We start from the raw sequence: 21,060 nt of genomic DNA, 5'->3' as shown, positions 1-21,060 counted from the left end.
GGTCACTCTGAGCTTCACAACCTGTCGGATTCGCTTCTCCCCGTTCGTGGCATGGGTGAGGGGCCCGACGGAGCGGCCCACCGAAGTGCGGGAGTGGTTGCGATGTCGGAACAGAGGTCGGAACAGAAGTCGGAACAGAGGTCGGATCGGTGGAAGCGGAATCTGCTGGTCTTCCTGGGCGGCCAGACGGTGTCGTCGTTGGGCTCGATGATCGTCGGGTACGCGGTGATGTGGCACCTCACCGTCCAGACCGGGTCGGCCGCGGTGCTGACCCTGAGCGTCGCGGCGGGGATGCTGCCGCAAGCGATCGTGTCGGTCTTCGGCGGCGTGTGGGCCGACCGGCACTCGCGCAAGCTGCTGATCATCGGGGCCGACTCGACGATCGCGGCGGCGACCCTGGTGCTCGCCCTGCTGATGCTGAGCGGGGTCGGTGACCTGTGGATGATCTTCGTGGCGATGGCGGTGCGCTCGGCACTGTCCGGGGTCCAGGGACCGGCGGTCAACGCGATGCTCCCGCAGATCGTCCCGGCCGAGCACCTGATGCGGGTCAACGGCGTCCAGCAGACCATCCAGTCGGGGATGATGCTCTTCGCGCCGGCGGTGGCCGCCGCGGTCTACGCGAGCACCGGCATCGTCTCGGTCTTCTTCATCGACGTGGTGACGGCCGTGGTCGGCGTACTCCTGCTGCTCCTGGTGCCGGTGGCGAGGACCGTTCGCTCGGCCGACTCCTCGGGACCGATCAGCTACTTCGGTGACCTCCTCGCCGGTGTCCGGTACGTCAAGGGGAACCCCTCGGTGCGATGGGTGATGGGGCTCGTGGCCGTCGTCATGTTCATGGCCGGCGCACCGGCGCACCTGACCCCGCTGATGATCACGCGCAGCTTCGGCGACGAGGTCTGGATGCTGAGCGTCAACGAGCTGTTCTGGAGCGTCGGGATGGTCCTCGGCGGCGCGATGATGGCCGTCTTCGGGCCCAAGGTGAAGCGCCGGGTGCGGCTGATGGTGGCCGCCTCGGTCGGCGTCAGCCTGCTCGTCGTCGGGCTGGGCGTCTCGGCGGACTTCTGGATGTTCTCGATCGCCGGCCTGGTGATCTGCATCCTCTTCCAGACGCTGCTGGTGCCCGCGGCGACCGTCCTGCAGGAGCAGGTCGAGGACGCGATGCGCGGCCGGGTGTTCGGGTTCTACGGGATCGTGATGTCGGTGGCGATGCCGGTCTCGATGATCGTCTTCGGGCCGCTCGCCGACCGGTTCGCGGTCGAGTCGGTGATGGTCCTGGCCGGGGTTCTGCTCCTGGGCTGCCTGGTCGGCATGCTCGCCCTCGGCGCCGCCCGGCGCTCGCTCGCCACGGTGGACGCGGCGGCGGATGCGGCGGTCTCCTGAGCATCGGTCACGGCGGTCGGCGACAATGACCGCCGTGACCGATTTCTCCTATCCCGTGGGTGGCGTCGTCGAGAGCTGGGAGACACGGCCGTGGCCCGACCCGGTGACCCTCGAGGGGCGCTACGTCCGGGTCGCGCCGCTCTCGTCGGCGCAGTACTCGGATCTCTACGCCGCGGTCTGCGGCCCCGACGACGCGGACCTGTGGACCTACCGGCCGATCGCGATGCCGACCTCGCTGCAGGACCTGTGGATGCACCTGGCAGGCCTGGTCGACGCGGACGACGTGGTGCCGTTCGCGTTCGTCCCGCTGGAGGGCGAGCGGGAGGGCCGGGCGAGCGGGGTCGCGGGCTACCACGCGATCAACCCGAGGAACGGCAGCATCGAGGTCGGCGGCGTGCTCTTCGGGTCCGCACTGGCCCGCACCAGGGCCGCGACCGAGGCGATCCACCTGCTCATGCGGCATGCGTTCGACACCTTGGGCTACCGGCGGTTCGAGTGGAAGCTCGACTCGCTCAACGAGCCGTCCCGTCGGACCGCGGAGCGGCTGGGGTTCCGCTACGAGGGCCGGTTCCGCAACCACATGGTCGTCAAGGGCCGCAACCGGGACACCGACTGGTTCTCGGTGACCGCGGAGGAGTGGCCTGCGGTCCGGGAGAGCCACGAGCGCTGGCTCGACCCCGCGAACTTCGACGAGCAGGGGCGTCAGCTCAGCCGGCTGCGGACCGAGTAGGGGCTGCGTACGCACGATTGCGTACGCAGCCCCCGCTCCTGAGCCGATGTGCCGGCGGCTCGTGCGCAGCACGCTGGAGGGCATAGGCAAGCCCGACAGATTGGACACGAGCAATGAGCATCAACGAGACGGTGGCGACCATGGTGGCGAACGACCACTGGGGTCCGTGGCGAGACGGTGGACCGTGGCAGGACGGGGGAGGGCCGCCGGCGTTCTGGCCGATCTTCCCGATCCTGTGGTTCCTGGTGATCGCGGCGATCATCACCGCGGTCGTCCTCTACAACCGCAGGCGCGTGGCCGAGGCACCGCGGCGCGCGGGTGAGGCCCGGCTGGCCGAGAGGTACGCCGCGGGCGAGATCGACGAGACCGAGTATCGCGAGCGTCGCGACGTCCTGCGCGAGAAGCCGGGACCGGCCAAGGGCGCCTGACACCTCCGCTGGTCCGTGGCAGGGTGACTGCCATGGACCAGCGCATCAGCTTCATCACCCTGGCGGTCGCCGATGTGGCCGCGAGCCGGGCGTTCTACGTCGACGGCCTCGGCTGGACCCCCGAGATGGAGGCCGACGGCGTGCTCATGATCCGCGTCGGCGAGCACGTCATCCTCTCGCTGTGGGACCGGGCCGAGTTCGAGGAGGAGGTCGGCCGGATCGCCGTCGCCGACGGCGTGGCGCCGTTCACCCTCGCTCACAACGTCGCCACCCGTGAGGAGGTCGACAGCGTGCTGGACCTGGCCCGGTCGCTCGGGCGCGAGGCGTCGGCCGGTGAGGAGCGCGTCTGGGGCGGCTACACCGGCTACTTCGCCGACCCCGACGGCGTCCGCTGGGAGATCGCCTACAACCCCGGCCCGGTGGGGCAGACCGTCCTGCCCTGACCCGGTCAGCCCGCGAAACCCGGCAGGTACTCCTCGAGGATCTCCCGGAACGGTGCCTCCGCGTTGAGCTGCGCGAGCACCCCGAGCCCGCCGAGCCAGACCCGGTGGATGAGCAGGTAGGACGGCGGCAGGTTGAGCTTGAGCCCGACGGTGTAGGCGGGGTCCTTGGGATCGTTGATCCGCTTGAACTCCTCCCGCATCCACTGCCGCGTGAACCGGAAGCGCTCCTCGAGCGCCGGGGTCACGAACGGGGCCAGGTAGTCGAGCACGTGCTGCGGCTCGACCTTGATGCCCTCCCGGATGAAGCCCTCGTGGCGCAGGCCCGCGACCAGCGCGTCGGCGTCACCGGTCGCGGCGATCCGGATCAGCCGGCCCATCGCCTCCGGGAAACCCCGGTCCGGGAGCCGCGCCGCCAGCCCGAAGTCGAGCACGGCCAGCCGGCCGTCGGGCAGGACCCGGAAGTTGCCCGGGTGCGGGTCGGCGTGGAGCATCCCGGTCATCCCCGGTGCGGAGAACCAGAACCGGGCGAGCAGCTCGCCGTAGTGGTCGCGCTCCTCGGGGGTGCCTTCGGCGATGATCTTCGCGATCGAGCCCTCCGACTCGACCCACTCGGTGACGAGCACGCTCGGACCCACGGCGACGACATCGGGAACGTGGATCAGCGGATGATCGGCGTACGCCTCGGCGAAGACGCGCTGGGCCTCGGCCTCCTTCGGGTAGTCGAGCTCCTCGACGACCCGCTCCTGCAGCTCGGCGACCAGCGCCTTGATGTCCATCCCGGGCACCACCGCGTTGCCGATCGCCGCGACCCGGCCGATCTGGCGCAGGTCGGCGCGCAGCGCCTCGTCGGCGCCCGGGTACTGCACCTTCACCGCCACCTCGCGGCCGTCGGCCCACCGGCCCCGGTGCACCTGCCCGATCGAGGCGGAGGCCGCCGGCTCCTCGGACAGCTCGACCAGCTGGTCGGACCATTCCGGTCCGAGATCCCGGGCCAGCAGGCCGCGTACGATCCCGGTCGGCATCGGGGGAGCGGAGTCCTGGAGCCGGGTGAGCTGGGCGCGGTAGTGGGCCGCCTGCGACTCCGGCAGCGCCGCCTCCATGATCGAGAGCATCTGCCCGAATTTCATCGCGCCGCCCTTGAGCTCACCCAGGGTGCGGAACAGCTGATCGGCCGTACGCTGATGCACATCGGCCAGCACGGCCTCGGCCGGCTTGCCCCCGATCCGCTTCCCGAGCCCGAGCGCCTTGCGCCCGGCGTAGCCCATCGGCAGCGCGGCCAGCTTGGCCGTCCGTGTCGCCGCTCGCCGCGGCAGACCCTTCGACGACCCCTCCGCATCACTCATGCCGCAATTGTGCCGGTCGGTCGCAACTTGCACCCTGCGAAGTAGCCTTCCCGCATGAGTGAGCGCCAGCGAACGACGACAAGCGTCAGGCCACCGCATCCGTACTCTTTGCCCTGCCCTACGGAGGCGGTGGCATGACCTCTGAGCTGACGATCGTGACCCCGCTCGACCCTGCCGGGGAGGACCCGTTCGGCTGGCTGGAGGAGGTCGAGGGTGTCGAGGCGCTGGCCTGGGTGCGGGCGCGCAACGAGGAGGCCCACGCGAGCGTCGGCGCGGACCCCGTGTTCGCCAAGATCGAGGCGCAGATCCTCGAGGTGCTCGACTCCGACGACCGGGTGCCCGAGGTCTCGCGCCTCGGTGAGCATCTCTACAACTTCTGGCGCGACGCCGACCACGAGCGCGGCATCTGGCGGCGTACCACGCCCGAGTCCTACCGCACCGACGATCCCGAGTGGGAGATCCTGCTCGACCTCGACGCACTGGCCGCCGACGAGGGGGAGAGCTGGGTCTGGCACGGCGCCTCGGTGCTGCGGCCCGAGCCCGGCGAGCCGTGGCGCAAAGTGCTCGTCGACCTCTCCCCGGGCGGCTCGGACGCCGACGTGACCCGGGAGTTCGACCTGGTCACCAAGGCCTTCGTCGCGCCTGCGGATGGTGGTTTCACCCGTGCCGTCGAGCAGGGAGGCGCCAAGGGCGGGCTCTCCTGGTGCGGCCCCGACGCGGTCTACGTCTTCACCGACTTCGGCGAGGGCTCGCTGACCCCGAGCGGCTACCCGCGCATCGTGAAGCTGTGGCGCCGCGGCACCCCGTTCGAGGACGCGGCGGTGGTCTATGAGGGCACCGACGAGGACATGTACATCTCCGCCCGCCACCTCCACACCCCCGGCTTCGAGCGCGACCTGGTCAGCCGCTCGATCGCGTTCTACCGCTCCGAGACCTACGTCGCCGCCCATCCCGGCACACCCGAGCAGACCCTCACCAAGCTCGACATCCCCGACTCCGCCGAGGCGGGCTTCCACCGGGAGTGGCTGCTCATCGAGCTCCGCGACGAGTGGAGCGTCGGCGGTGCGACCTACGCCGCGGGCTCGCTGCTCGCCACCGACGCGGAGCGGTTCCTGGCCGGTGAGCGCGACCTGACCGTGCTCTTCGAGCCCACCGCGAAGACCTCGCTCGCCGGGGCGACCTGGACCCGCAACCACCTGATCCTCAACGTCTTCGAGGACGTCAAGAACCGGTTGCACGTGCTGACCCCGTCGACCTCAGGTGAGTGGAGCCGCTCCGAGTTCCCGGCGACCGATCCGGTGGCCGCGGTCGGCACCCGGGCCGTCGACGCCGTCGAGTCCGACGAGGTCTGGGTCGTTACCAGCGGCTACCTCACCCCGACGACGTACGGTCTGACCACGATCGGCGCCGAGACGATCGAGCCGCTCAAGTCGGCGCCGGCCTGGTTCGACACCGAGGGGCTCCACGCAGAGCAGCGGTTCGCCACCTCGGCGGACGGCACGCGCATCCCTTACTTCATCGTCGGCTCCGAAGGTGCCCTCGACGGCAGTGCCGGGCCGGCGCCGACGCTGCTCTACGGCTACGGCGGCTTCGAGATCCCGATGACCCCCGGCTACTCCGCCGGCGTCGGCCGGGCCTGGCTCAGCGAGGGTGGCGTCTACGTCGTGGCCAACATCCGCGGGGGAGGGGAGTACGGCCCGGCGTGGCACCAGGCGGCGCTCAAGGAGAACCGGCACAAGGCCTACGAGGACTTCGCCGCCGTCGCCCGCCATCTGGTCGAGACCGGCGTGACCGACGCGAGCCACCTCGGGATCCAGGGCGGCTCCAACGGCGGGCTGCTGACCGGCAACATGCTCACCCTCTACCCGGAGCTGTTCGGCGCCGTCGTGATCCAGGTGCCGCTGCTCGACATGAAGCGCTACTCGCACCTCCTCGCCGGAGCCTCCTGGATGGCCGAGTACGGCGACCCGGACGTGCCGGAGGAGTGGGCGTACATCAAGACCTTCTCGCCCTACCACCTGCTCGACGCGGCGAAGGCCTATCCGCCGGTCCTGCTCACCACCTCCACGAAGGACGACCGCGTCCACCCCGGCCACGCCCGCAAGATGGCCGCGCTGCTGGCGGCCACCGGCAAGGACGTCACCTACTACGAGAACATCGAGGGCGGCCACGGCGGCGCCGCCAACAACGCCCAGTCGGCCCATCTCTCCGCATTCGCCTGGACGTTCCTGCGCGAGCGGCTCGGCCTGGGCTGAGCGGTCGGTCACGAGGTCGGCTCGGCGACCTCCAGGACCACCACCGGAGTCTGGTGCGAGCGACGGGCGGCGAAGTCGTCGAGCTCGCCCCACCCGTCGTCGGCGGCGGCGAGCAGCGACCACAGGCGCTCGCGCTCGGGCCCGATGGCCTCGTGGGCGCGCACCTGGCGTGGGCCGTCGACGGTCTCGGCGAGCGCTTCGGGGGTTGCCTTCAGGTTGAGCCACCACGCGGGCGGCGGGTCCGCCCAGCCGTTCATCGCCAGCGTGACGTACGTCGAACCGTCGGGGACGTAGGACAGGATGACCGAGCGCTCCTGTCCGGTGCGACGCCCGACCGTGGTCAGCCGGAGCATCCCGGCCCGGTCCGGGCGTGGGCGACGCAGGAAGCGTGTTCCGCCCGCGGCGTACAGCCGGCGGTGGACCCACCACGCGGCGCGGATGAACCAGCGTGGCGGCAGCCACGCGGAGCGGTGCTTCTCGTCGGTCGACATCGTTGCCTCCACTGGGCGGAAGGACCCGAGATCCACTGTCCGTCCAGGCTAGCGATTCCCGCGGGTCCGCCGCCTCGGTGAGATCCCTGAGATCTGCACCGACCGAGCCGTGCCGACCGAGCCGTGCCGACCGAACGACTGACAGATACTGGGACGGTGATCTCAGATCATGGGACGCGCGCTAGGGTGAGGTGACACGGCGCGACACATGGGGTTAACGTGTGGGCATGCTGAACAGCATTCTCGTACTTATCAGGCGCGTCGCCTAGGAGCCACTGGTTCCAGACGACGCGTCTCCCTCCGTTGCCCGCCGGGCCGGAGGGTTTTTTGTTGCACAAGCAGCCCACGAGATCCCATGAGTAGAAGCTCTGATGAGTAGGACGGCGGACATGAGCGAGCAGATGACAGGCGCACAGAGCCTGATCAAGTCGCTGGAAGCAGCGGGGGCCGAGAACATCTTCGGCATTCCGGGGGGAGCGATCCTTCCGGCCTACGACCCGCTGATGGACTCGAAGATCCGCCACATCCTCGTACGCCACGAGCAGGGCGCCGGCCACGCGGCCCAGGGCTACGCCGCCGCGACCGGCAAGGTCGGCGTCTGCATGGCCACCTCCGGCCCGGGCGCGACCAACCTGGTCACCCCGCTCGCCGACGCCAACATGGACTCCGTGCCGATGGTGGCCATCACCGGCCAGGTCGGCGCGGCGATGATCGGCACCGACGCCTTCCAGGAGGCGGACATCCGCGGCATCACGATGCCGGTCACCAAGCACAGCTTCCTCATCACCGACCCGGCGGAGATCCCGCTCCGGGTCGCTGAGGCCTTCCACCTGGCGTCCTCCGGGCGTCCGGGTCCGGTCCTCGTCGACGTCACCAAGTCGGCGTTGCAGGCCACCACCACCTACCGGTGGCCGACCGAGCTCCACCTGCCGGGCTACCGCCCGGTGACCAGGCCGCACGCCAAGCAGATCCGCGAGGCGGCGCGCCTGATGCTGGAGGCCAAGAAGCCTGTCCTGTACGTCGGTGGCGGCACCATCCGCTCCGGTGCCCACCGCGAGCTGCTGCAGCTGGCCACGCTCACCGGGATCCCGGTCGTGACCACGCTGATGGCGCGCGGCGCCTTCCCCGACTCCCACCCCCAGCACCTCGGCATGCCCGGCATGCACGGCACCGTCGCCGCGGTCGCCGGCCTGCAGAAGTCCGACCTGATCATCAGCCTCGGCGCCCGCTTCGACGACCGCGTCACCGGCAACCTGGACTCCTTCGCCCCCAACGCCAAGGTGATCCACGCCGACATCGACCCGGCCGAGATCGGCAAGAACCGCTACGCCGACGTCCCGATCGTGGGCGACGTGCGCGAGGTCCTCACCGACCTGATCGCGGTGCTCACCGCCGAGAAGGAGGCGGGCAAGGAGGGTGACTACGAGGGCTGGATCGCGTTCGTTGCCGGGATCAAGAAGCAGTATCCGCTCGGCTACGACCTCCCCGCCGAAGGCCTCTCCCCGCAGTACGTCATCGAGCGGCTCGGCAAGATCTCCGGCGAGGACACGATCTTCACCGCCGGTGTCGGCCAGCACCAGATGTGGGCCGCGCAGTTCATCGGCTACGAGCACCCCAACACCTGGATCAACTCCGGCGGCCTCGGCACGATGGGCTACTCCGTCCCCGCCGCGATGGGCGCGAAGGTCGGCTGCCCCGACACCACGGTGTGGTCGATCGACGGCGACGGCTGCTTCCAGATGACCAACCAGGAGCTGGCCACCTGCGCGATCGAGGGCATCCCGATCAAGGTCGCGATCATCAACAACGACAACCTCGGCATGGTGCGCCAGTGGCAGACGCTCTTCTACGGCGAGCGCTACTCCAACACCAACCTGCAGGGTCACGGCCAGCCGAAGCGCATCCCCGACTTCCCCAAGCTGGCCGAGGCCATGGGCTGCGTCGGCCTGGCCTGCGACTCCGCCGACGACGTCGACTCCACCATCGAGAAGGCCATGGAGATCAACGACATGCCCGTCGTCGTGGACTTCCGGGTCAACAAGGACGCCATGGTGTGGCCGATGGTCGCCGCCGGCTCCTCCAACGACGAGATCCAGTACGCGCGCGACCTCGCGCCCGAGTTCGACGAGGACGACCTCTGATGAGCATCCAGCCCGTGAAGACCGGCGGCAAGCACACGCTGAGCGTCCTGGTCGAGAACAAGCCCGGCGTCCTGGCCCGCGTGGCCGCGCTCTTCTCGCGCCGCGGCTTCAACATCGAATCCCTCGCGGTGGGACCGACCGAGCACGACGAGGTCTCCCGCATGACGGTCGTGGTCAATCTCGAGAACACCCCCCTCGAGCAGGTCACCAAGCAGCTCAACAAGCTGGTCGAGGTGATCAAGATCGTCGAGCTCGAGCCTGAGACGCGCGTCCAGCGCGCCCTCATGCTGGTCAAGATCACCGCCACCACGGAGACCCGCAGCCAGGTGCTCGACACCATCCAGCTCTTCCGCGCCAAGGTCGTCGACGTGTCCACCGACACCGTCATCGTCCAGCTCGCCGGCAACACCGGCAAGCTCAACGACTTCCTCCGGGTCATCGAGCCCTTCGGTATCCGTGAGCTCTCCCAGTCCGGCATGGTCGGCATGGGCCGCGGCTCCCGGTCGATCTCCGAGCGCAGCCTACGATCCGTGGCTGTGCCCGCTCCGCCTTCCGCGGTCTGAACCCCTATCAAACACAACTAAAGGAGAAGCCCTCGTGGCTGAGATTTTCTACGACGACGACGCCGACCTCGCGCTGATCCAGGCGAAGAAGGTTGCCGTCATCGGTTACGGCAGCCAGGGCCACGCCCACGCGCTCAACCTGCGTGACTCCGGTGTGGACGTGCGCATCGGCCTGCAGCCCGGCTCGAAGTCGACCCCGAAGGCCGAGGAGGAGGGCTTCAAGGTCCTCAGCCCCGGCGACGCCGCCGCCGAGGCCGACGTCATCGTCATCCTCGCCCCCGACCAGCACCAGCGCGGTCTCTACAACGACCAGCTCGCGCCCCACGTGACCGCCGGCAAGACCCTGGTGTTCGGCCACGGCTTCAACGTGCGCTTCGGCTACATCAAGGCGCCCGAGGGCGTCGACGTGATCCTGGTCGCCCCGAAGGCCCCGGGCCACACCGTCCGTCGTGAGTACGTCGCCGGCCGCGGCATCCCGGACATCATCGCCGTCGAGCAGGACGCCTCCGGCTCCGCGTGGGACCTCGCCAAGTCGTACGCCAAGGGCATCGGTGGCACCCGCGCCGGTGTCATCAAGACGACCTTCACCGAGGAGACCGAGACCGACCTCTTCGGCGAGCAGGCCGTGCTCTGCGGCGGCGTGTCCCACCTGGTCCAGGCCGGGTTCGAGACGCTGACCGAGGCCGGCTACCAGCCCGAGATCGCCTACTTCGAGGTGCTCCACGAGCTCAAGCTCATCGTGGACCTGATGTGGGAGGGCGGCATCGCCAAGCAGCGCTGGTCGATCTCCGACACCGCTGAGTACGGCGACTACGTCTCCGGCCCGCGCGTCATCGGCCCGCAGGTCAAGGAGACCATGCAGCAGGTGCTCGCCGAGATCCAGGACGGCTCCTTCGCCGCCCGCTTCATCGCCGACCAGGACAACGGTGCGGTCGAGTTCCAGAAGCTGCGCGAGGAGGAGGCCGGTCACCCGATCGAGGCCACCGGCAAGGCCCTGCGCGCCCACTTCTCGTGGAGCCAGTCCGACGACGACTACACCGAGGGTTCCGCCGCCCGCTGACCCCGGTACGTGCCGAGTCGGCGCGAATGTCCCGGAAAACCGACCCGAGTCGGCGCGTTTGTCCCAGATCGTTGGGGCAGACGCGCCGACTCGGCGGTTGTGGGTGGGACAGTTGCGCCGACTCGGCGGGTTACTTGACCTCGGACTTGAGGACCAGGCGGAGGCCGACGATCATCGGGACGACCAGCCAGATCAGGCCGGCGACGCCCAGCTGGGCCCACATCTTGTCGGTCATCTCGGAGTAGAGGTTCATGGTCGCCCAGTTGAGGTCGAACCAGGTGGCGTGCTCGGCCCACCAGGTGTTCGTCGAGGCCAGCGCCGAGGAGACGGTGGGCAGGACGAGGGCGTAGACGAAGTAGGCCACGATCGCGCCCGGGGAGCTGCGGAACAGCGTGCCGAGCATGAAGCCCATGAACATCCCGATCTCGCTGGCCAGGGTCACCCGGGCGAGCTCGGCGAACGAGAGGTTCCACACCGGGTCGAGGTCCATGACGGCCGCCACGCCGAGGTAGCCGAGCGCGCCGACGGCCGCCGCGGCCGCGATGGCGACGACGCCCACCACGGCGGTGACCAGCGCCTTCGCGGCGATGACGCGGCCCCGGCCGGAGACCAGGGTGAACGTGGTCAGGGCGCTGCGTGCGCTCCACTCGCTGGTGACCGCGAGCACCGCGATCATCGGCAGGATCACCGACATCGGGATGCCCCAGGCGCTGGCGAAGCCCTCGTAGTCGAGGTTGTCGGCGTCGACGAAGATGATCGTCACGGCGGTCGCGGCCAGGGAGAGCACGACCAGGCTGGCCATCAGCCAGAACCCCGAGCGGGTGTCGAACATCTTGCGCAGCTCGACACCGGCGATGCGGCCGAAGGGGATCGGGGCCGGCACGGCCCGCTCGCGGCGGCGTACCGCCTCGGGGTGACGGCCGGCCGGGTTGGCCGGCTCCGGGGCGATGGTCGTGGTGGTCATGCTGCTTTCCCTTCCGGGGTCTGGAGGTGGTCGCGCTGGGTCTCGGCGGTGAGCTGGAGGAACATCTCCTCCAGGCCGGCGCCGTCGGCGGCGCGGAGCTCGCTCAGCACGAGCCCGGCGTCGAAGGCGATCTGGCCGACGGTGGTGAGGTCGGCGTCGCTGCGGACGGCGCCCTCGGTGGTGATCTCGGCGGTGTGGCCGGCCCGCTGGAGCGCGCGGCCGAGCGAGGTGGGATCACTGGAACGGGCGTACGTCTCGCCGCTGGCGAGCAGCTCCTGCTTGGTGCCCTGCGCCACGATCCGGCCGTTGCCGATGACCACGATGTCGTCGGCGATGACCTCGATCTCGTGCAGCAGGTGGGAGGAGAGCAGCACGGTGCCGCCGTCGTCGGCGAAGCCCCGCAGCAGGTCGCGCATCCAGCGGATGCCGGCCGGGTCGAGGCCGTTGGCCGGCTCGTCGAGGATCAGCACCTCGGGGTCGCCGATCAGGGCCGTCGCGATCCCGAGCCGCTGACGCATCCCGAGGGAGTAGTTGCGTACCCGGCGTCCGGCCTCCTCCTCGGTCAGGCTGACCCGCTCCAGGGTCTCGGCGACGCTCGACTTCGGCAGCCCCATCGTGCGGGCGGCCAGGGTGAGGATCTCGCGGCCGGTGCGCCCGCCGTGCTGGGCGGAGGCGTCCAGCAGCACCCCGACCTCGCGACCGGGGTTGGGCAGCTGGGAGAAGTGGCGGCCGAGGAGGTGCGCGCTGCCGGAGGACGGGTCGGTGAGCCCGACCAGGATGCGCATGGTCGTGGACTTGCCGGCGCCGTTGGGGCCGAGGAAGCCGGTCACGCGGCCGGGCTCGGCGGTGAAGGTCACGTTGTCGACGGCCGTGAACCTGCCGTACCTCTTAGTGAGGGCATCGATCTGGATCATGCTCCGAGCCTCGCGCCCGGGCGCCCCCGCGCGCTTCGGGCAGATCCCTGGCAGATCCCTGGCGGTCTCCTGGGCCTTCCCCTGAGGTCCCCTGAGACCATCTCGGGGTAGATCGGTCCGCTGCGGAATGTTTCGTACCGAACCAAACGTTCCGATGGCATGCGTATTGATGTCTGGTCCGACGTCGTCTGTCCCTGGTGCTACATCGGCAAGCGCCACCTCGAGGAAGCCCTGGAGCGCTTCGAGCACAGCGACGACGTCGAGATCGTCTACCACTCCTTCGAGCTCGACCCGACCGCCCCGCAGGTGCCGGTCGAGACCACCGTCGAGGCCCTGGCCAAGAAGTTCGGTGCCTCCGTCCCCCAGGCCCGTGAGCTGATGAAGCAGGCCAACGTCCCCGCCGCGGCGGCCGGTCTCGAGTTCCGTCACGAGGACACCCCGCACGCGCGCACCATCGACGCCCACCGGCTGCTCCACCTGGCCAAGGCCGAGGGCAAGCAGGCCGCGCTCAAGGAGGAGCTGCTCGCTGCGTACTTCACCCGCGGGGAGTCGATGGGTGACCACGCCGTCCTGAAGCAGTCCGCCGTGAACGTCGGTCTCGACGCCGAGCGGGTGGACGAGGTGCTCGCGAGCGAGGAGTTCGCCGGCGACGTCCAGGCCGACATCGACCAGGCCCGCGCCTACGGCGCCACCGGGGTGCCGTTCTACGTCGTCGAGGGGAAGTACGGCGTCTCCGGCGCCCAGCCGACCGACCTGTTCAGCCAGCTGCTGGAGAAGGTGCACGCCGAGACCAAGGCGGCCCTCACCATCCTCGGCGACGGAGACGCCTGCGGTCCCGACGGCTGCGCGATCTGACCTCGTTCCGAGCGACCGGACGGCGGCGCGGCCAAGGCAAAGTTCTGTGCCACTTGCCGGTCCCGCCTACAAGGTGAGCCTTACCTAACGTTACGCTGCAAGCATGCTGCCAACGTTCGTCATCGGTCTCCGCGAGGGCCTCGAGGCGGCGCTGATCGTGTCGATCATCGCCACCTTCCTGCGCCGCAACGGCGCCCCGCTGCGCGGGCTGTGGGTCGGCGTCGGCGCCGGCGTCGGGCTGAGCATCGCCGTCGGAGTGGCGCTGCGACTCCTCGAGCAGGCGCTGCCACAGCGGCAGCAGGAGATGCTCGAGTGCGTGATCGGCGTGATCGCGATCGTCTTCGTGACCGGGATGATCCGCTGGATGCACACCCACGCCCGCAGCCTCAAGGGCGAGCTCGAGAAGGCAGCCGCCGCCGCGCTCGGCGCCGGCACGCTGACCGCGATGGCGCTGATGGGCTTCCTGGCGGTGCTGCGCGAGGGCTTCGAGACCTCCGTCTTCCTGCTCGCCACCATCCAGAACGCCACCAGCGCGCCCGCCGCGATCGTCGGCGCCGTGCTCGGTCTGGCCATCGCCATCGGCCTCGGCTGGGGCATCTACGCCGGCGGCCTGCGGCTCAACCTGAAGATGTTCTTCCAGGTCACGGGCGTGTTCCTGGTGTTCGTCGCGGCCGGGCTGGTGATGTTCGCGCTGCGTACGGGCCACGAGGCGGGCTGGGTGACCGTCGGCCAGGGCCGCACCGTCGACCTGTCCTGGCTCATCCCCAACGGCTCGGTCCGCTCGGCGGTGATCACCGGCATCCTCGGTGTTCCCGCCGACCCGCGGGTGATCGAGGTGCTCGGCTGGCTCGCCTACCTGGTGCCGATGCTCGCGATGCTCGTCCTGCCCGCCCACCTCCGTCCGGGCGCCGTGCTGGCGCGACGCCTGCGGATCGGCGGCGCCGTCGCCGCCGTGGCGGGGGCTGCCGCGCTCTTCGTCCTGGTCCCGCTGCCGAGTGTCGACGTGCCCCGCGAGGCGCCCCTGGCGGACGGGCGTACGGCAGTGCTGGCCGTCTCCGGCGACCGAGCGACCTTGACCGTGGACCGCGAGAGGATCGAGCTCACCGACCCCACCGGCCACACCGGCACTGCCGACACCGCCTGGCGCGCGAAGGGCTCCGGCGACCTGCCGGCCACCCTCACCGCCCAGGACCTGCTGGCCTACACCGACAACCGGGTCCCGGTCGGACTCAACCTCGCCACCGCCCCAGGCCCCTACCAGGCCCGCTGGACCGACAGCACCCGTCACACGGTGCTGAGCCGTGACGGCGGTCTGGTCGACGTACGCACCACCGGCAGGCTCCTGCTCACGATCGAAGGCGGCGGCCTGACCTCGCCGCGCACCTTCACCGTCGACGGCGCCGCGCTGCAGGTCGAGGAGACCTACGCGGCGGACCTGTCCGCGGAGATCGCCGAGGCGGACCACGCCGCCCACGACCGGCTGCTGTGGAAGCACTGGGTGCCGGTTGCCCTCATCGTCCTCGCCGGGCTGCTCCTGTGGCAGTCCCGGCGCAGGCCCGGCCGCGCCACGGAACCGCGCGCCGTCAACGACTCCGGCCGCGAAGAGCGCCAGGAGCCATCAGTGAAAGGTTCAACCCATGTCGCGTAAGGCGATCTCCGTTGCAGCACTCACCGCGCTGTGCCTGACCGGCCTCGCTGCCTGTGGCAGCGACACCGACGACTCGGCGGCGCCGAAGAAGAAGGGCGCGAGCCAGGTCGCGGTGACCCTGGTCAGCGGCTCCGACGGTGATGTCTGCAAGCTCGACACCGACACCGCCGCGGCGGGCCCGGTGACCTTCACGGTCACCAACGAGTCGGCGGCCGGTCTCACCGAGGTCGAGCTGATGGACGGTCAGAAGATCCTCGGCGAGAAGGAGAACCTCGCCCCGGGCCTCCCCGGTTCCTCCTTCACGCTCACCCTCGGTGGTGGCGACTACGAGATCTACTGCCCGGGCGCCTCCGCCGAGCGGGTTCCCTTCGAGGTCACCGGTGAGGCCGCGGCCGAGCCGACGGGCGACGCCGCCGAGCTGCTCGCCTCCGGGTCCGAGGACTACACCACGTACGTCCGCACCCAGATCGACGCGATGGTCGTCGGTGTCCAGAAGCTGCAGAAGGCCGTCGACAGCGGTGACGTCGCTGCCGCGCAGAAGGCCTACGCCGACGCCCGCCCCTTCTACGAGAAGATCGAGTCCGACGTCGAGGGCTTCGTGATGGACGGCTTCGACCCGACCGACAACAAGGGCAACCTCGACTACCTGATCGACATGCGCGCCTCCAACCTCGACGAGGCGGTCGGCTGGAGCGGCTTCCACGCCGTCGAGCGCGACCTGTTCCAGGCGAAGAAGATCACCGACCAGACCAAGAAGTACGCCGCCGACCTGGTCACCAACGTCACCAAGCTCGCCGAGGTCGGCAAGACCCTGGAGTTCAAGCCCGAGGACCTCGCCAACGGCGCCGCCGCGCTGCTCGAGGAGGTCCAGTCGGGCAAGATCACCGGCGAGGAGGAGGCCTACAGCCACATCGACCTGGTCGACTTCGCCAACAACGTCGAGGGCGCCCAGCAGGCCTACGCCGCTCTCCGCCCGGGTCTGGAGAAGATCGACGCCGAGCTGGTCAAGACCATCGACGGACGGTTCACCGCCGTCACCGACGACCTCGAGGGCTACAAGGACCCCCAGGCGCTGGGCGGCTACCGTCCCTACACCGCCGAGCTGAAGGCCTCCGACGGCAAGAAGCTGTCGGCGACCGTGCAGTCGCTCCAGGACGTCCTCGGCCGCCTGGCGGAGAAGGCAGCGACGGCCTGATGGCAGGCGAAGGCAAGGGTCTCTCCCGGCGCCGGCTCCTGGCCGGCGCCGGCGGTGGCGCCGCGGCCGGGGCGGCGGTCGGCTTCCTCGGCGGCCGCGCCGTCTCGCCTGCCGAGGCGGCGGCCGCCGACGGGCTCGACCTCTCCCGGGCGTACGACTTCTACACCGGCGACCACCAGGTCGGCATCGCCACGCCGCCTCAGCGGCACCTGGTCTTCATGTCCCTCGACGTCGTCGAGGGCACCACCGCCGAGCAGTTGAAGGTGCTCTTCGCGCGCTGGTCGGCGGCCATGGCGACGATGATGAAGGGCAACCCGGTCGGCTCCGTCGAGCCGACGCGGAGCAACGGCGTCCCGCAGGACACGGGGGAGGCGTACGACCTCTCGCCGGCCTCGCTCACCGTCACCCTCGGTCTCGGACCCGGGCTCTTCGACGACCGCTTCGGCCTGGCCGGCCGCGGCCCGAAGCTGCTCGCCGAGATCCCGCGGCTGCCCTCCGACGAGCTCAAGCCCGAGCTGTGCGGCGGCGACCTGGCCCTGCAGGCCTGTGCCGACGACCCGCAGGTGGCCTACCACGCCATCCGCGACCTGGTCCGGATCGGACGTGGCCTGGTCACCACCCGCTGGACCGTGCTCGGCTTCGGCCGCGCCTCCGCGGGCAAGGGGCAGAAGACGCCGCGCAACCTGATGGGTCTCAAGGACGGCACCCGCAACATCAAGTCCGAGGAGGACCTCGACGAGTTCGTGTGGGTCGCCGACCCGGACGAGCCGGCGTGGATGCGGGGCGGCAGCTATCTGGTCACCCGCAAGATCAACATGGACATCGAGGTCTGGGACGGCACGACCATCGACACCCAGCACCTCACCATCGGCCGCGACAAGGCCGAGGGTGCTCCGCTCAGTGGCAAGAAGGAGTTCGACACCCCGGACTTCAAGGCCGTACGCGACGGCAAGCCGGTCATCGACCCGACCTCCCACGTCGCGCTGGCGGCCTCGGAGAACAACGGGGGAGCCAAGATCCTGCGCCGTGGCTACAACTTCACCGACGGGCTCAACTCGCTCGGTCAGCTCGACGCCGGGCTGTTCTTCATCGCCTTCATGAAGGACCCCGCGACCTTCGTCGACCTGCAGCGCAAGCTCGGTCGCGTCGATCTGCTCAACGAGTACATCGCCCACGTCGGGTCGGCGATCTTCGCCGTCCCGCGCGCGCCGAAGTCGGGCCACTTCCTGGCCCAGGAGCTGTTCGACTAGGTCGGCTGCCGGATGCTCACCGAGTTACCTCGGTGAGCATCCTGGCGAGCTCAGCGCTTGGTGGCGAGCAGGACGCTGGTGTCGGGGGCGACCATGACCTCGACGGTGGTGAAGCGCTCGTCGGTGAGCCAGGACTCGCGCAGGCTGTCGACGCGGCCGTAGACGATCGGCGGCCACAGGTCGGTGGGGATGAGGTCGTCGATGACGACGATGCCGCCCTCCTCGACGAGGTCGGAGAGCTGGTCGGGGGAGACCCCGCCGGGGGTCTCGGCGTCGAGGAAGAGCAGCGCGAACGGGCCGCGGTCGCGGAGGATGCCCCAGTCGGCGGCGATCACCTCGACCTGCTCGTCGTCGGCGAAGATCTCCGAGGCCTCCTTGGCCAGGTGCTCGTCGAGTTCGGCGGAGACGATGTGGGCCGCCTCGCCGCGTACGCCGCTGCGCAGCCACGCGGTGCCGACACCGCATCCGGTGCCGAACTCGGCCATGGTGCCACTCCGGGTCGCAGCCAGGGTCGCCAGCAGCCGTCCGGTCTCGTTGCGACAGAACGACACGTAGCCCGCGCGACGGGAGACGTCGAAGGCGCGGGTCACGATGTCCGGCAGCTCTGGAGGTGCGCTCACAGGAACAGTCTTCCTGATGTTCGGGCGCCTTACCCGCATCTGTGTCTCGGATGTCGGACCTTTGGTCCAGATTCGATGACGCGGCGGACATCTCGGGTTACCGTCAGTTCACCATGCGGAGCATTTTTCTCGTACTCGAGCGCCGCGACGGGGCCCGGCGGTAACGACCGCAGGAGAAGCCACCTCGTCGCGGTGGCTTCCGTCTTCCCCTAGACCCCGGCTTCTCTCCCACACCCCTCTGTTTCCCCGAAGTGTGAAGGAAGAAGCCATGTACGCGATGTACCCCGAAAGCCCTGCCGATTACGTTGAGCGCGGCCGCGAGTGGGGCCCGGCGAGCCACAACCCGGACAACCCGCACAGCGTCGAGAACACGATCGCCGCGGTCCAACAGGCGCTCGACCTGCGGGACAACGGCGGCCAGCGGCCCGACGACAACTAGTCTCGCCGTATGTCTACGACCAACCTCGCAGTGATCCCCGGCGACGGCATCGGGCCGGAGGTGACCGCCGAGGCGCTGAAGGTGCTCGAGGTCGCCTCGCCGGTGAAGTTCGAGCAGACCCGATACGACCTCGGCGCCGAGCGCTATCTCGCCACCGGCGAGGTGCTTCCGGAGTCCGTTCTCGCCGAGATCAAGGAGCAGGACGCCATCCTGCTCGGCGCGGTCGGCGGCAAGCCCAACGACCCGAACCTGCCTCCGGGCATCCTGGAGCGCGGGCTGCTGCTGAAGCTCCGTTTCGAGCTCGACCACTACGTCAACCTCCGCCCGAGCAGGCTCTTCCCGGGGGCTACCTCCCCGCTGGCTCCGGCCGTGCTCGACAAGGGCGAGATCGACTTCGTCGTGGTCCGTGAGGGCACCGAGGGCCTCTACACCGGCAACGGTGGCGCGATGCGGGTCGGAACCCCGCACGAGGTCGCCACCGAGACCTCGGTCAACACCGCCTTCGGCGTGGAGCGGGTCGTCCGCGACGCCTTCGCCCGCGCCCAGGCGCGCCCGCGCAAGAAGCTGACCCTGGTCCACAAGACCAACGTGCTCGTCAACGCCGGGTCGCTGTGGTGGCGGATCACCCAGCAGGTCGCCGAGGAGTTCCCCGACGTCACCGTGGACTACCTCCACATCGACGCGGTGATGATCTTCCTCGCCACCGACCCGGCCCGTTTCGACGTGATCGTCACCGACAACATCTTCGGCGACATCATCACCGACCTGGCCGCTGCCATCACCGGCGGCATCGGCCTGGCCGCCTCCGGCAACATCAACTCCTCCCGGGAGTTCCCCTCGATGTTCGAGCCGGTCCACGGCTCCGCCCCCGACATCGCCGGCCAGCAGAAGGCCGACCCCACCGCGGCCATCCTGTCCGGGGCCCTTCTGCTCGAGCACCTCGGTCACCCCGAGGCTGCCGCCGTCATCGACGCCGCCGTGCTCGCGGACCTCTCCGAGCGCGGTTCGGAGCCACGTACGACCTCCGAGGTCGGCGACGCGATCGCCGCCCGCGTAACCGGCTAGACGCTCATCCCCGAAGGGGCCGGGCGCAGAGTTTCTGCGCCCGGCCCTTCGTCTGTCCTCATCACTTACGTCTCTCTCGCAGAACAGGACTAATCTCATGGTCATGGAGATCCGCACCACATTGTCGACCCACCCGGCCACCGACAAGCAGCTCGCAGAGGTCCTGGCGAACCCAGGCTTCGGCAACTATTTCACCGATCACATGCTCACCGTTGAGTGGACGCCCGAACAGGGTTGGCACAACGGTCGCATCGAGGCCTACGCCCCGATCAGCCTGGACCCGTCGGCAGCGGTGCTGCACTACGCCCAGGAGATCTTCGAGGGGATGAAGGCCTACCGGCACGCCGACGGCTCGGTCTGGGCGTTCCGCCCCGAGGCCAACGCCGCCCGGATGGCCCGCTCCAGCGAGCGGCTCGCGCTGCCCGTCCTCGAGATCGAGGACTTCGTGCAGACCGTCTTCGACCTGGTCAAGGTCGACCAGCGCTGGGTGCCCGAGGCGTCCGAGACCGACGAGAAGAGCCTCTACCTGAGGCCTTTCATGTTCGCCTCGGAGGCGTTCCTCGGCGTGCGCCCGGCCCAGCACGTGACCTACATGGTCATCGCCTCGCCCGCCGGCTCCTACTTCAAGGGTGGGGTGAAGCCGGTGCGGATCTGGCTCACCGAGGACTACACCCGCGCCGGCCGTGGCGGCATGGGCGCGGCCAAGACCGGTGGCAACTACGCCTCCTCCCTGGTGGCCCAGGCCGAGGCGTCGGCCAACGGCTGCGACCAGGTGGTGTTCCTGGACGCGCAGGAGGGGAAGTACGTCGAGGAGCTCGGCGGCATGAACCTCTACTTCGTCCACGCCGACGGCCGCATCGTCACCCCCGAGACCGGCACGATCCTCGAGGGGATCACCCGCGCCTCCATCATCGAGCTCGCCGGCAAGCTCGGCTACACCGTCGAGGAGCGCAAGTTCGGCATCGACGAGTGGAAGGCCGGCGTCGAGTCCGGCGAGATCACCGAGGTCTTCGCCTGCGGCACCGCCGCCGTCGTCACCCCCGTCGGTGAGCTCGTCTACAACGGCGGCTCCATCGCCTCCGCCGGCGAGGGCGAGGTCTGGAAGACCATCCGCAAGCAGCTCGTCGACATCCAGTTCGGTCGCGCCGAGGACACCTTCGGCTGGATGCGCAAGATCGTCTGACCCCTCCCGGCCGAGGCGTCACTCGCGTCGGCCGAAGCGTCACTCCGGTCGGCCGAGGTGGCACCACCGTGCCACCTCGGCCGACGTACGTGA

At 69.7% G+C, this 21,060-nt stretch carries 20 protein-coding genes; 15 read left to right on the top strand and 5 right to left on the bottom strand.

What is annotated here, in order from left to right; genetic code table 11:
- Window positions 1-102: 102 nt before the first annotated feature.
- From UG56_RS13900 to UG56_RS13885, 4 genes are all read left to right on the top strand, one after another.
- Window positions 103-1,380: an MFS transporter gene (locus UG56_RS13900; protein WP_045548102.1), complete on the top strand. Its 1,278-nt coding sequence runs from the start codon at window positions 103-105 to the stop codon at window positions 1,378-1,380.
- A 34-nt stretch (window positions 1,381-1,414) separates the two neighbouring features.
- The gene (locus tag UG56_RS13895) at window positions 1,415-2,110 is read left to right on the top strand and encodes a GNAT family N-acetyltransferase (protein ID WP_084101054.1); all 696 of its coding nucleotides are present in this window, start codon (window positions 1,415-1,417) and stop codon (window positions 2,108-2,110) included.
- Between the two features lie 113 nt (window positions 2,111-2,223).
- Window positions 2,224-2,538, top strand: a complete 315-nt coding sequence (locus UG56_RS13890; protein ID WP_052693393.1) for an SHOCT domain-containing protein — start codon at window positions 2,224-2,226, stop codon at window positions 2,536-2,538.
- 32 nt (window positions 2,539-2,570) lie between these two features.
- Complete coding sequence (locus tag UG56_RS13885) at window positions 2,571-2,981, top strand: VOC family protein (RefSeq protein WP_045548100.1); 411 nt, start codon at window positions 2,571-2,573, stop codon at window positions 2,979-2,981.
- Window positions 2,982-2,986: 5 nt separating this feature from the next.
- Here the strand turns inward: UG56_RS13885 and UG56_RS13880 are convergent, their stop codons facing one another.
- Window positions 2,987-4,324 carry an ABC1 kinase family protein gene (locus UG56_RS13880; RefSeq protein WP_045548099.1) on the bottom strand — a complete coding sequence of 446 codons (1,338 nt, stop codon included), beginning with the start codon at window positions 4,322-4,324 and terminating at the stop codon, window positions 2,987-2,989.
- A 134-nt stretch (window positions 4,325-4,458) separates the two neighbouring features.
- Between UG56_RS13880 and UG56_RS13875 the strand changes: the two genes are divergently transcribed.
- Window positions 4,459-6,579, top strand: coding sequence for a prolyl oligopeptidase family serine peptidase (locus UG56_RS13875; RefSeq protein ID WP_045548098.1), 2,121 nt, complete (start codon window positions 4,459-4,461; stop codon window positions 6,577-6,579).
- Between the two features lie 8 nt (window positions 6,580-6,587).
- Here UG56_RS13875 and UG56_RS13870 read toward each other — a convergent pair whose 3' ends face one another.
- Window positions 6,588-7,070 (bottom strand): nitroreductase/quinone reductase family protein, encoded by a 483-nt coding sequence (locus UG56_RS13870; protein ID WP_045548097.1) that lies wholly within the window; start codon window positions 7,068-7,070, stop codon window positions 6,588-6,590.
- Between the two features lie 389 nt (window positions 7,071-7,459).
- Between UG56_RS13870 and UG56_RS13865 the strand changes: the two genes are divergently transcribed.
- The 3 genes from UG56_RS13865 to ilvC are packed head-to-tail and all read left to right on the top strand — an operon-like array spanning window position 7,460 to window position 10,834.
- Window positions 7,460-9,211: an acetolactate synthase large subunit gene (locus tag UG56_RS13865; protein WP_045548096.1), complete on the top strand. Its 1,752-nt coding sequence runs from the start codon at window positions 7,460-7,462 to the stop codon at window positions 9,209-9,211.
- Entirely contained in the window at window positions 9,211-9,774 is a 564-nt protein-coding gene (gene ilvN / locus UG56_RS13860) for an acetolactate synthase small subunit (protein ID WP_008358415.1), read from the top strand. Before UG56_RS13865 ends, ilvN begins: the two co-directional genes overlap by 1 nt.
- A gap of 34 nt (window positions 9,775-9,808) precedes the next feature.
- The gene (gene ilvC / locus UG56_RS13855; RefSeq protein WP_045548095.1) at window positions 9,809-10,834 is read left to right on the top strand and encodes a ketol-acid reductoisomerase; all 1,026 of its coding nucleotides are present in this window, start codon (window positions 9,809-9,811) and stop codon (window positions 10,832-10,834) included.
- Window positions 10,835-10,964: 130 nt separating this feature from the next.
- Here the strand turns inward: ilvC and UG56_RS13850 are convergent, their stop codons facing one another.
- Window positions 10,965-11,798: an ABC transporter permease gene (locus UG56_RS13850; protein ID WP_052693391.1), complete on the bottom strand. Its 834-nt coding sequence runs from the start codon at window positions 11,796-11,798 to the stop codon at window positions 10,965-10,967.
- On the bottom strand, window positions 11,795-12,712 hold the full coding sequence (locus tag UG56_RS13845; RefSeq protein WP_045548094.1) for an ABC transporter ATP-binding protein: 918 nt from the start codon (window positions 12,710-12,712) through the stop codon (window positions 11,795-11,797). Before UG56_RS13845 ends, UG56_RS13850 begins: the two co-directional genes overlap by 4 nt.
- Before the next feature lie 159 nt (window positions 12,713-12,871).
- On the opposite strand from UG56_RS13845, the gene UG56_RS13840 reads away from it, so the two are divergent.
- The 4 genes from UG56_RS13840 to efeB all read left to right on the top strand — a co-directional run bounded on the left by UG56_RS13840 (window position 12,872) and on the right by efeB (window position 17,660).
- Window positions 12,872-13,567, top strand: a complete 696-nt coding sequence (locus UG56_RS13840; RefSeq protein ID WP_045548093.1) for a DsbA family oxidoreductase — start codon at window positions 12,872-12,874, stop codon at window positions 13,565-13,567.
- 103 nt (window positions 13,568-13,670) lie between these two features.
- Window positions 13,671-15,215: an iron uptake transporter permease EfeU gene (gene efeU / locus UG56_RS13835; RefSeq protein WP_045548092.1), complete on the top strand. Its 1,545-nt coding sequence runs from the start codon at window positions 13,671-13,673 to the stop codon at window positions 15,213-15,215.
- A complete protein-coding gene (gene efeO, locus UG56_RS13830; protein ID WP_052693389.1) occupies window positions 15,205-16,410 on the top strand; it encodes an iron uptake system protein EfeO in 1,206 nt (401 codons plus the stop codon). Before efeU ends, efeO begins: the two co-directional genes overlap by 11 nt.
- The gene (efeB, locus tag UG56_RS13825; protein ID WP_071327072.1) at window positions 16,410-17,660 is read left to right on the top strand and encodes an iron uptake transporter deferrochelatase/peroxidase subunit; all 1,251 of its coding nucleotides are present in this window, start codon (window positions 16,410-16,412) and stop codon (window positions 17,658-17,660) included. The genes efeO and efeB overlap by 1 nt, the downstream gene beginning before the upstream one ends.
- Window positions 17,661-17,710: 50 nt before the next feature.
- Here the strand turns inward: efeB and UG56_RS13820 are convergent, their stop codons facing one another.
- On the bottom strand, window positions 17,711-18,280 hold the full coding sequence (locus UG56_RS13820; protein WP_045548768.1) for an O-methyltransferase: 570 nt from the start codon (window positions 18,278-18,280) through the stop codon (window positions 17,711-17,713).
- Between the two features lie 268 nt (window positions 18,281-18,548).
- On the opposite strand from UG56_RS13820, the gene UG56_RS28395 reads away from it, so the two are divergent.
- The 3 genes from UG56_RS28395 (at window position 18,549) to UG56_RS13810 (ending at window position 20,967) form a co-directional block, all read left to right on the top strand.
- Entirely contained in the window at window positions 18,549-18,719 is a 171-nt protein-coding gene (locus tag UG56_RS28395) for a hypothetical protein (protein WP_177191483.1), read from the top strand.
- A 9-nt stretch (window positions 18,720-18,728) separates the two neighbouring features.
- Window positions 18,729-19,784, top strand: coding sequence for a 3-isopropylmalate dehydrogenase (locus tag UG56_RS13815; protein ID WP_045548767.1), 1,056 nt, complete (start codon window positions 18,729-18,731; stop codon window positions 19,782-19,784).
- Between the two features lie 103 nt (window positions 19,785-19,887).
- Window positions 19,888-20,967, top strand: a complete 1,080-nt coding sequence (locus tag UG56_RS13810; protein ID WP_256206626.1) for a branched-chain amino acid aminotransferase — start codon at window positions 19,888-19,890, stop codon at window positions 20,965-20,967.
- The last annotated feature ends 93 nt before the right edge of the window (window positions 20,968-21,060 follow it).

The sequence above is a fragment of the Nocardioides luteus genome, assembly GCF_000960475.2.
In the GTDB taxonomy this organism is placed as follows: domain Bacteria; phylum Actinomycetota; class Actinomycetes; order Propionibacteriales; family Nocardioidaceae; genus Nocardioides; species Nocardioides luteus_A.
The sequence above is the reverse complement of the archived record's forward strand: the minus strand, read 5'-3'. Positions and strand labels throughout refer to the sequence as shown.